This is a genomic window from Candidatus Pelagibacter sp. (assembly GCF_052046145.1).
In the GTDB taxonomy this organism is placed as follows: domain Bacteria; phylum Pseudomonadota; class Alphaproteobacteria; order Pelagibacterales; family Pelagibacteraceae; genus Pelagibacter.
The window spans coordinates 808591-818483 of record NZ_JBNGZR010000001.1; the positions used below are offsets into that span (position 1 = coordinate 808591).

Below are 9893 nucleotides of genomic sequence, written 5' to 3' on the forward strand. Positions count from 1 at the left end.
AATTAATTTATTATTTTAGTGACTAATTACACTACTTATGTGAAAATTGCATAGGTGTTATTTATTAAATAAGCAATATTTTTAAGTATTTTTTTGCTAATTAGGCCAGACAAAATTACATAGGAGACAAAATGAGTGCTGCAAACGTATTAAAATTTATCAAAGAAAAAGAGGCAGAATTTGTGGATCTAAGATTCACTGATCCAAGGGGAAAACTTCAACACTTAACAATGGATGCTTCAATAGTTGATGAAGGTATGTTGAATGAAGGTGTATTTTTTGACGGTTCGTCTATTGCTGGTTGGAAAGCAATTAATGAGTCTGACATGATTTTAAAACCTGATACTGCAAGAATGTTCATGGATCCTTTTACGTCTCATAATACTGTGGTTTTGTTTTGTGACATTCTAGATGCAATTAAAAAAGATCCTTATGAAAGAGATCCTAGAGGTGTTGCTAAAAAAGCTGAAGAATATTTAAAAGCATCAGGTATAGGTGATAAAGCTTTTTTTGGACCTGAGCCCGAATTTTTTGTTTTTGACGATGTAAGAATCAAAAATGATATGAATGAGTGTGGATTTAAATTAGATAGTAAAGAAGGTCCTTACAATTCAGGTAAAGAATATGAAAATGGAAATATGGGTCATAGACCTCAAATTAAAGGAGGATATTTCCCAGTACCACCAGTTGATAGTGAACAAGATATGCGTGGTGAATATCTTAAAAATTTGAAAGAAGTTGGTATTAAAGTTGAAAAACATCACCATGAAGTTGCTCCTAGTCAACACGAGCTTGGAATGTATTTTGGAACTTTAGTAAACCAAGCTGACAACGTGCAATTATATAAATATGTTGTTCAAATGGTTACACATTCATTTGGAAAAACTGCAACTTTTATGCCAAAGCCAGTTGCTGGTGACAATGGTTCAGGTATGCACATCCATCAATCCATTTGGAAAGGTGATACTCCAGTGTTTTCAGGTGATGCGTATTCTGGATTAAGTGAAACCGCATTACATTATATTGGTGGAATTCTAAAACACGCTAAAGCAATTAATGCTTTTGCTAACTCTACAACAAACAGTTACAAAAGATTGATTCCAGGCTTTGAAGCTCCAGTTCTTCTTGCATATTCAGCAAGAAATAGATCTGCTTCTTGTAGAATACCGATCACATTAAGCAAAAAAGGTGCAAGATGTGAGATTAGATTCCCTGATGCTGCCGGAAACCCGTATTTAACTTTCGCAGCTATGTTGATGGCTGGAATTGATGGAATTAAAAATAAAATTCATCCTGGTGAGTCTTTTGATAAAGATTTATATGAATTACCACCTGAAGAAGTTAAAGCTATCCCAACAGTTTGTGGTTCTTTAAGAGAAGCAATGGAAAGTTTAGATAAAGACAGAGAGTTTTTAACTCAAGGCGGTGTCTTTACTGACGATCAGATTGATGCTTACATTGCTCTTAAGTTTGAAGAAATTCACAAATTTGAACATGCACCTCATCCTGTAGAGTTTGAGATGTATTACAGTAGCTAATAAATTTAATTACTGTCTAGTTGTTGCAATTGTATCTTTGTTAACACCTTTTTTAACTACGTAATCTTGTGTGCCGTTCGCACCGGTTTCAACTTCTTTACGTAGTTCTTTAAAGAATGTTTTTTCCTTTAAAGAGTCTTTTAAGTTTTTAACAAGATTTTTAAACTCAAATTTGTTCATGAAGAATCTATATACTAGATATGCATATAATGCAATACAGATATGCAATTATTGGGATAATACAACTTATGATATTTTAAAAGACTCTCCACAGCCACAACGCTCAGTTTCATTAGGATTATTGAACACAAATGATGAGGACAATTCCTCCTTTTTATAATCCATTTCAGTGCCAAGCAGATACATAATAGCGGCTGAATCAACGAATACTTTCACGCCCTTATCTTCTATAACCTCATCATTAGGATTTAACTCTTTTGTGTACTCCATCACGTATGACATCCCTGCGCAACCACCAGATTTCACTGATACTCTAACTCCGATAGAATCTTTTTCAGCATTAGACATTATCTCTTTTATTCGTAATGCTGCGTTATCACTTAATTTAATAATAGGGTTCATTATAAATTCAATTCCAATTTTGCTGCTTCTGACATCATATCTTTATTCCACGGTGGATCCCAAACTAACTCAAGATCAACATCCTCTATACCTTCAACTTGCATTGCACCATCTTTAACTTCTTTAGGTAAACTTTCAGCTACTGGGCAATTTGGTGTGGTCAAAGTCATTTTAATTTTAGCAAACTTATCGTCCTCAACCTTAATATCATAAATCAAACCTAATTCGTAGATATTTACAGGTAACTCAGGATCATAAATTTTTCTTATTTCTTCAATTATCTGCTCTTTTTTTGACATAATTTAATTTTCCGTTTTTACTTCCTCTGTTTTTTCATCAAAAGCAGAAACCATTGTATGCCAAGATAAAGTTGCACACTTAACTCTCATTGGATATTGCTTAACACCAGATAAACACATTAGTTTAGTTTTTTCATCTTCACTCAAATACTTAGATTTTAATTCAGGATTTTCCTTAATCATTCCTAAAAAATCCTCAACTATCTCTTTAGCCTCATGCTCATTTTTTCCTTTAATTAAATCTGTCATTATAGAAGCTGAAGCCATTGAAATTGCACAACCACTCCCTTCGAAGGATGCATCTTCTACAATTTTTTGTCCATTTAGTTTTAAATAAACATGAACATTATCACCACAAAGTGGATTATTACCTTTAGCGTCTTTATTAAAACCTTCTGTCTTTCTAAGATTTCTAGGATTCTTACCGTGTTCTAATATAATTTCTTGGTAAAGTTCTTTTAAATTCATTATAAATTAAATATTTTTTTACAGTTGTTAATTGACTCATTCAACTGATCTAAATCCTCTTTTGTATTATAAATACCAACCGATGCTCTAGCACTAGCTGGAATATTTAATTTGTCATGTAGAATTTGACAACAATGATGTCCTGCTCTTATTGCAACCCCGTCTTCATCCAAGATAGTTGCTATATCATGAGGGTGAACCCCTTCTATATTGAATGATAAAACCCCTCCTTTATTTTTTGGATTTCCAATTAGTTTAACTGAGTTATTTTTTTGTAATAGTTCTTGCCCATATTCAACTAAATCAGCTTCATGTTTCATAACATTTTCGATACCAATGCTTTCTAAAAATTTTATTGATTGGTCAAAAGCAATTACTTGTGCTGTAGCCATAGTACCAGCCTCATATTTATTAGGTAGTTCACCATAGGAAATCCTATCTTTTTTAACTTCATTTATCATTCCTCCACCACCTTGGTATGGAGGTAATTCTTCTAACCATTTTTTTTTGCCATATAGAACTCCCAAACCTGTAGGTCCATACATTTTGTGACATGAAATTGCATAGAAATCACAATCTAAATCTTGCATATCTAGTTTTAAATGTGGTGCTCCCTGACATCCATCGACTACAACAATTATTCCTTTTGAATGTGCAAGCTGGGTAATTTCTTTTACGGGTAAAATTGCACCTGTTACATTCGACAGATGAGTAATAGAAATTAATTTTGTTTTTGGAGTTATTTTCTTTTCTATTTCTTCAAGTGTAATTTCACCTTCTTCATTTATTTCAGCAAAATTAATTTTTATATTTTTTGATTTTCTTAAGAAATGCCATGGCACATAATTTGAATGATGCTCAAGTTCCGTAATTAATACTTCATCACCCTCCTTTAGGTAACTTTGGCCTAATGTATTAGCAACTAAATTTAATGCTTCTGTTGCACCTTTTGTAAAAACAATTTCATTTTTATCTTTAGCGTTGATATATTTTTGAACTGATGATCTTGTGTTTTCGTATAAATTTGTTGCTGCTACGGCAAGATAATGAACACTTCTTCCAACGTTAGAAAATTGTTTGGTATAAAATTCATTAATTCTATCCACAACTATTTTTGGTTTTTGTGAAGAATTTGCACTATCTAAATAAACTAGATCATTATTTTGAATTTTTTCATCAAAAATTGGAAATTCTTTTTTTATCTGATCAATATTCATTCTTTAATTCCAAGCATATTTTTTATTAAGTTTTTTATTTCTGAGTCAGTAATTTTTTCCACAACGTCAAGCAGAAAACCATTAATCAATAACTCCCTTGACTGCTGATAATTTAAACCTCTAGACATTAAATAAAATATAGAGTCTTCATTTAAACTGCCTGATGCTGAACCATGCGAACACTTAACGTCATCAGCATAAATTTCTAGTTCTGGCTTGGCATTAAACTCCGATTCTTTATTTAACAATATTGCTTTACTCAATTGGTATCCATCAGTTTTCTGAGCATCTGAATTTACAAATATTTTGCCTTGATAAACTGCTTTAGAGCTTTGTTCTAAAACACTTTTAATTAATTGATAACTTTTTGTATTTTCAGTTAAGTGATTTATTATTGATCTAATTTCATGATGTTTATCATTACTTAATGAAAAAACACCATTAACAAAAGCTGATGCATAAACTCCGTTTAAATTACAGTTTATCTCATTTTTAGAAAAATTTGATCCAGAAGATAAAATAAATGTTTCAGAAATACTGTTCTTGTCTTGATCAATATTATTAAAAGAATACTTAATATTTTTATTCTCTAATTTATCTACTTTGTAGTTTTTTAAAACAGCATTTTCCTTTAATTCAAAGTTATAAAATATATTTAAAAAATTCTTTTCAGATACATCATTAAACAAATCAATTAATCTTAATGAGCTATCTTTATCTAGTTCAAAATTAAGTCGTAAATTAATGTTTTTAGACCAAATTTTTGAATTTGTTGTATGATAGATAATAAGAGGTTTTGCTAACTGATAACCTTTTTTTAACAATATTTTAAAACATTTGTTAGTAAAGGCATTATTTAAGTCAGATAATGAATTGCTATTTTCAAATTCATTTATAGTTTCTGATTGATCAATTATTTCTATTTGATCTTTTTTTTCATATTCAAAATCAATTTTTTCAATTCTACCATTTATAAAAACTATTTTATTGTGCTCTAATCCATCTACAAATACAGAGGTATCAACTTTATTAGTAGAAGCTTGATCATTATAAAAACTAAGTTCTCCAATATTATTTTTTATTATTTGATTAATATCTGAAAATTTCCAATCTTCTTCTTTTTTATTTGGAAAACCTTTCTCTATAAAATTATCTAAACAAAATTTTTTTATCTCAATATCTTTTTGAGATAAACTTAAATTTTTTATACTATTATAAAAATCTTTTTGTAATTGTTCTTTCATTTAATTAAAATTTTCGTATCCTTTTTTCTCTAATTCTAAAGCTAAATCTGGACCACCAGATTTTACAATTTTTCCATTCATCAAAACATGAACAAAGTCAGGTTTTATATAGTCAAGTAATCTTTGGTAATGTGTGATAATTAAAAATGAATTATTTTTATCTCTTAATGTGTTAACTCCATCTGCAACAATCTTTAAAGCATCAATATCTAAACCAGAATCTGTTTCATCTAAAATTGAAAGTTTTGGAGCTAGCAACGACATCTGTAAAATTTCATTTTTCTTTTTTTCACCTCCAGAAAAACCAACATTTAATTGTCTGTTTAATTTTTCCTCATCAAATTTTAATTCTTTAGACTTTTCTTTTACCAATTTTAGAAACTCAATAGCATCAAGCTCTTTCTCACCCCTAGCTTTTCTAACAGCATTTAAAGAAGTTTTTAAAAATATATTTGTATTTACACCTGGAATTTCTAAAGGATATTGAAAAGCTAAAAATATACCCTTGTGTGCTCTTTCCTCTGTTTCAAGTTCAAATAAATCTTTTTCTTCAAAAAGAACTTCCCCAGAAACTTCATAACCCTTTTTTCCAGATAGAATATTTGATAATGTGCTTTTTCCAGATCCATTAGGGCCCATAATTGCATGAACCTCACCGGGATTTATATCTAAGTATAGTCCGTTTAAAATAGACTTATTATCGATGGTTGCATTTAAATTATTTATTTTAAGCATATTAACCAACACTTCCTTCCAGACTGATACCTACAAGTTTTTGTGCTTCTACAGCAAATTCCATAGGTAATTGTTGCAATACTTCCTTACAAAAACCGTTAACAATTAAGCCAACAGCTTCCTCTGGATTTAATCCTCTTTGTTGACAATAATGTAGCTGCTCTTCACTAATCTTGGATGTGGTTGCCTCGTGAGCAATATTGGACTCAGAATTTTTGTTTTTTATATAAGGCACAGTGTGAGCTCCACATTTGTTACCCATTAATAAAGAGTCACACTGAGTATAATTATTTGAATTTTTTGCTTTTGATGAAATATCAACTAAACCTCTATAAGTCATATCTGAACTACCAGCTGATATTCCTTTCGAAATTATTTTACTTTTAGTATTTTTACCTAAATGGATCATTTTGGTACCTGTATCTGCTTTTTGGTGGTTGTTAGTAATAGCTATTGAATAGAACTCACCAACAGAGTTATCTCCTTTAAGAATACAACTAGGATACTTCCAAGTAATTGCAGAACCTGTTTCAACTTGTGTCCATGATATTTTAGAATTTTTACCTTTGCATAAACCTCTTTTGGTTACGAAATTATAAATTCCACCTTTGCCATCTTGATCACCTGGATACCAGTTCTGAACAGTTGAATATTTTATTTCTGCATCATCGAGCGCAACTAGCTCTACATTAGCAGCATGTAATTGATTTTCATCTCTCATTGGAGCTGTACATCCCTCTAAGTAACTTACATAACTTCCTTTATCTGCAATAATTAAAGTTCTTTCAAATTGACCTGTATTAGATGCATTAATTCTAAAATAAGTTGATAGTTCCATTGGACATCTAACACCTTCTGGAATGTATACAAATGAACCATCTGTAAAAACTGCTGAATTTAATGTTGCAAAAAAATGATCACTTGTTGGAATTACAGATCCTAGATATTTTTTAACTAATTCAGGGTGATTTTGAATTGCCTCTGATATAGGACAAAATATAATTCCTTGTTTAGTTAATTCATCTTTAAAAGTAGTGGCTACAGAAACTGAGTCAAATACAGCATCAACAGCTATTCCATTTAATCTCGCTTGCTCTTGCAAAGGAATTCCAAGTTTCTTATAAGTTTCTAAAAGTTTAGGATCCAGTTCATCTAAGCTCTTTGGCTTATCTTTCATACTTTTAGGTGCAGAATAATAATATAAATCTTGATAATCTATTTTTGGAAATTTAGGTTTCTGCCAGTCAGGTTCTTTTAATACCTTAAATCTTTCAAAAGCTTTTAGTCTAAACTCAAGCATCCATGCAGGTTCTTTTTTAATATTAGATATAAATTTAATGACATCTTCATTCAAACCTTTTGGAGCTTGAATATTTTCTATGTCTGTCGAAAAACCATATTTATAGTCTTTTAAATTATTTATCTCTTTTTGTCTGTTATCCATTCTAAACTCTTGTTTCTTTATTGTTATTTAACAAATCTTTTAAGCTTTTATTTTCAAAGAATGTATTTATGTGAATCTCTAATTCATCCCAAAGATTATGAGTTATACATTTTGTGGCTTTACCATTACATCCTCTTTTTGATTCTTTTTTACACTGAACTGTTCTTACTTTTTCATCAACAGCATTAAAAATATTTGTTAATTTAATATCGTTCGGATTTTTATTGAGAACATATCCTCCTTGAGTTCCTCTAATACTTTTAACAATTTCGTTTTTTTTTAATTTAGAAAAAATTTGCTCTAGATAATCTAAAGATATACCTTGTCTCAATGATATATCTCTTAGTGATACTGGATTGATGTTATCAAACCTAGCTAAATCAACTAAAGCCATTACAGCATATCTACCTTTTGATGTAAGTTTCATTTTTTACCCTTAAATTGTGGGTTTTTATATATACTTGACCAAAATGGTCAAGTTTAGAGTATAAAAAAAAACTAACATTTTGTCGCTGACTTGTGATAAACGTACATTTTTTTTGAGAATAATAATCAATATCGCTTATGGACAATAAAATTTTAGAAATATTTATACCTGGTCCTGCAGGAAGACTTGAGGCTAAATATTATAAAAGTAAAAAAAATACTTCACCAATTGCTTTAGTGTTACAGCCCCATCCTCAATATGGAGGAACGATGAATAATAAAGTAGTAGTAGATACTTTTCATACATTTATGGATAATGATTTTTCGGTTTGCAGAGTAAATTTCAGAGGTGTTGGTAAAAGCGATGGAGAATTCGATAATGGTCAAGGCGAACTTGCTGATGCAGCAGCTGCTTTAGATTGGTTAGAAAGAGAAAATTTTGACAATTCACAATGTTGGGTTTCGGGATTTTCATTTGGATCTTTAATTGCAATGCAATTATTAATGAGAAGACCAGAAATAAACAGGTTTATAGCAATTTCACCTCAACCAAATGTTTATGATTTTTCTTTTTTATCTCCATGTCCAACTTCTGGTTTAGTTGCGTATGGTAAAAAAGACGAATTAGTACCAGTAGAATACATTACAGAATTAAATAAAAGATTAAGCGCTCAAAAAGGTATTAAAGTAGAATTTAATGCAATATCAGATGCCAATCACTTTTTTTCAAAAACAAGTGATTCTTTAATTAAACATCTTGATAAATATATAAAAAAAGAAACTGCACTATATTAAAAATTTTCTACCAATTTTCCACCCACTGTAAATTCTTTACATCCAGTTGTTGTGCTAAAAGAAATTGGTAAATTCAAAAAAGATCTTATAGCTAAAAATCCAAATGCCTGAGATTCAATATAATCACCATTTAAATTATAATTATCTATAATTTCCAAAGTAATATTATTTTCATTTGATGTGTAATTTTTTATACAATTAATTAAATTAATATTTTTTCTACCACCACCACAGACTAAAAAGGTAATATTTTTTTTTTGGCTAATATATTTTAACCCTTCTGAAATCAAATATGCTGTAAAAGCTGTTATAGTAGCGCAACCATCTTCTAAAGATAAACCTCTTGCAAAGGATACATCGAAATTTTTAATATCCAGTGACTGAGAGTAAGAATTTATTTTAAAATTATCTATTGCCTGATTTAGAATTAATTGATCAACTTTCCCTGCATTAGCTAGTTCACCATTTTTATCAAATTTTTTATTAGAATTATTTCTTATCCATTCATCAATTAAACAATTACCAGGACCTATATCAAAAGCTGAAAGGTTATTTTGAAAATTATCAGTTTCATTAATAACTTTTGTAACATTTGCGATACCACCAATATTCAAGAAACCTATTGGAAATTTAATATTAAAATTTTGATTAATTTTTTTTGATAAAATGTGATGAAAAATTGGTGTTAAAGGAGCACCTTGGCCATAATTTTGAATATCCGCTTGTCTAAAATCATATATGACTTTTTTTTTGATTAGTTGAGATAATAATTTCCCATCTCCTAATTGATTAGTAATTTTCTCATTTGGATTATGAAAAATTGTTTGACCATGAAAACCAATTAAATCAATGGGGTCTCTATATTTTTTTAATGATTGATTAACTGCATCGGCATGAAAAAGAGTTAAATTACGCTCCAATTCTCTTAATTTTTCTGAGTTTTGTAAAAGATCTTTCTTTGTTAAAACTAAATCTCTTAATCGAACTAACTGATCCTGAAGATTTTTATCATACTCATAATAATCATCTAAAATATTTGAAAATTCATCGTATCCATCTGAGCTAATTATAGATAAATCAATACCATCCATAGATGTTCCGCTCATTAGCCCAATTGCAGTATATAATTTTTTTTTCATTAATAT

General features: G+C 29.6%; 12 protein-coding genes. 2 read left to right on the forward strand and 10 right to left on the reverse strand.

Annotated features, from left to right (window positions below):
- The first annotated feature begins 131 nt into the window (after positions 1 to 131).
- Positions 132 to 1538: a type I glutamate--ammonia ligase gene (gene glnA / locus ACTT88_RS04400; protein WP_075504285.1), complete on the forward strand. Its 1407-nt coding sequence runs from the start codon at positions 132 to 134 to the stop codon at positions 1536 to 1538.
- 9 nt (positions 1539 to 1547) lie between these two features.
- On the opposite strand, the gene ACTT88_RS04405 is transcribed toward glnA, so the two are convergent.
- From ACTT88_RS04405 to ACTT88_RS04445, 9 genes are all read right to left on the reverse strand, one after another.
- Positions 1548 to 1718: a hypothetical protein gene (locus ACTT88_RS04405; protein WP_023855029.1), complete on the reverse strand. Its 171-nt coding sequence runs from the start codon at positions 1716 to 1718 to the stop codon at positions 1548 to 1550.
- Between the two features lie 66 nt (positions 1719 to 1784).
- Complete coding sequence (locus tag ACTT88_RS04410; protein WP_072091219.1) at positions 1785 to 2120, reverse strand: HesB/IscA family protein; 336 nt, start codon at positions 2118 to 2120, stop codon at positions 1785 to 1787.
- Positions 2120 to 2419, reverse strand: coding sequence for an SUF system Fe-S cluster assembly protein (locus ACTT88_RS04415; protein WP_075485463.1), 300 nt, complete (start codon positions 2417 to 2419; stop codon positions 2120 to 2122). The genes ACTT88_RS04410 and ACTT88_RS04415 overlap by 1 nt, the downstream gene beginning before the upstream one ends.
- Before the next feature lie 3 nt (positions 2420 to 2422).
- Entirely contained in the window at positions 2423 to 2887 is a 465-nt protein-coding gene (sufU, locus tag ACTT88_RS04420; RefSeq protein WP_440908107.1) for a Fe-S cluster assembly sulfur transfer protein SufU, read from the reverse strand.
- Positions 2887 to 4104, reverse strand: coding sequence for an aminotransferase class V-fold PLP-dependent enzyme (locus ACTT88_RS04425; protein WP_440908108.1), 1218 nt, complete (start codon positions 4102 to 4104; stop codon positions 2887 to 2889). Before ACTT88_RS04425 ends, sufU begins: the two co-directional genes overlap by 1 nt.
- On the reverse strand, positions 4101 to 5348 hold the full coding sequence (locus tag ACTT88_RS04430; RefSeq protein WP_440908109.1) for a SufB/SufD family protein: 1248 nt from the start codon (positions 5346 to 5348) through the stop codon (positions 4101 to 4103). The genes ACTT88_RS04425 and ACTT88_RS04430 overlap by 4 nt, the downstream gene beginning before the upstream one ends.
- The gene (sufC, locus tag ACTT88_RS04435; protein WP_440908110.1) at positions 5349 to 6083 is read right to left on the reverse strand and encodes a Fe-S cluster assembly ATPase SufC; all 735 of its coding nucleotides are present in this window, start codon (positions 6081 to 6083) and stop codon (positions 5349 to 5351) included.
- Between the two features lies 1 nt (position 6084).
- On the reverse strand, positions 6085 to 7527 hold the full coding sequence (sufB, locus tag ACTT88_RS04440) for a Fe-S cluster assembly protein SufB (protein WP_440908111.1): 1443 nt from the start codon (positions 7525 to 7527) through the stop codon (positions 6085 to 6087).
- Position 7528: 1 nt separating this feature from the next.
- A complete protein-coding gene (locus ACTT88_RS04445) occupies positions 7529 to 7954 on the reverse strand; it encodes an Rrf2 family transcriptional regulator (RefSeq protein ID WP_440908112.1) in 426 nt (141 codons plus the stop codon).
- A 149-nt stretch (positions 7955 to 8103) separates the two neighbouring features.
- On the opposite strand from ACTT88_RS04445, the gene ACTT88_RS04450 reads away from it, so the two are divergent.
- Positions 8104 to 8748, forward strand: coding sequence for an alpha/beta hydrolase (locus tag ACTT88_RS04450; protein ID WP_440908624.1), 645 nt, complete (start codon positions 8104 to 8106; stop codon positions 8746 to 8748).
- On the opposite strand, the gene ACTT88_RS04455 is transcribed toward ACTT88_RS04450, so the two are convergent.
- On the reverse strand, positions 8745 to 9887 hold the full coding sequence (locus ACTT88_RS04455) for an anhydro-N-acetylmuramic acid kinase (protein WP_440908113.1): 1143 nt from the start codon (positions 9885 to 9887) through the stop codon (positions 8745 to 8747). The two genes, ACTT88_RS04450 and ACTT88_RS04455, sit on opposite strands and share 4 nt — an antisense overlap.
- Between the last annotated feature and the right edge of the window lie 6 nt (positions 9888 to 9893).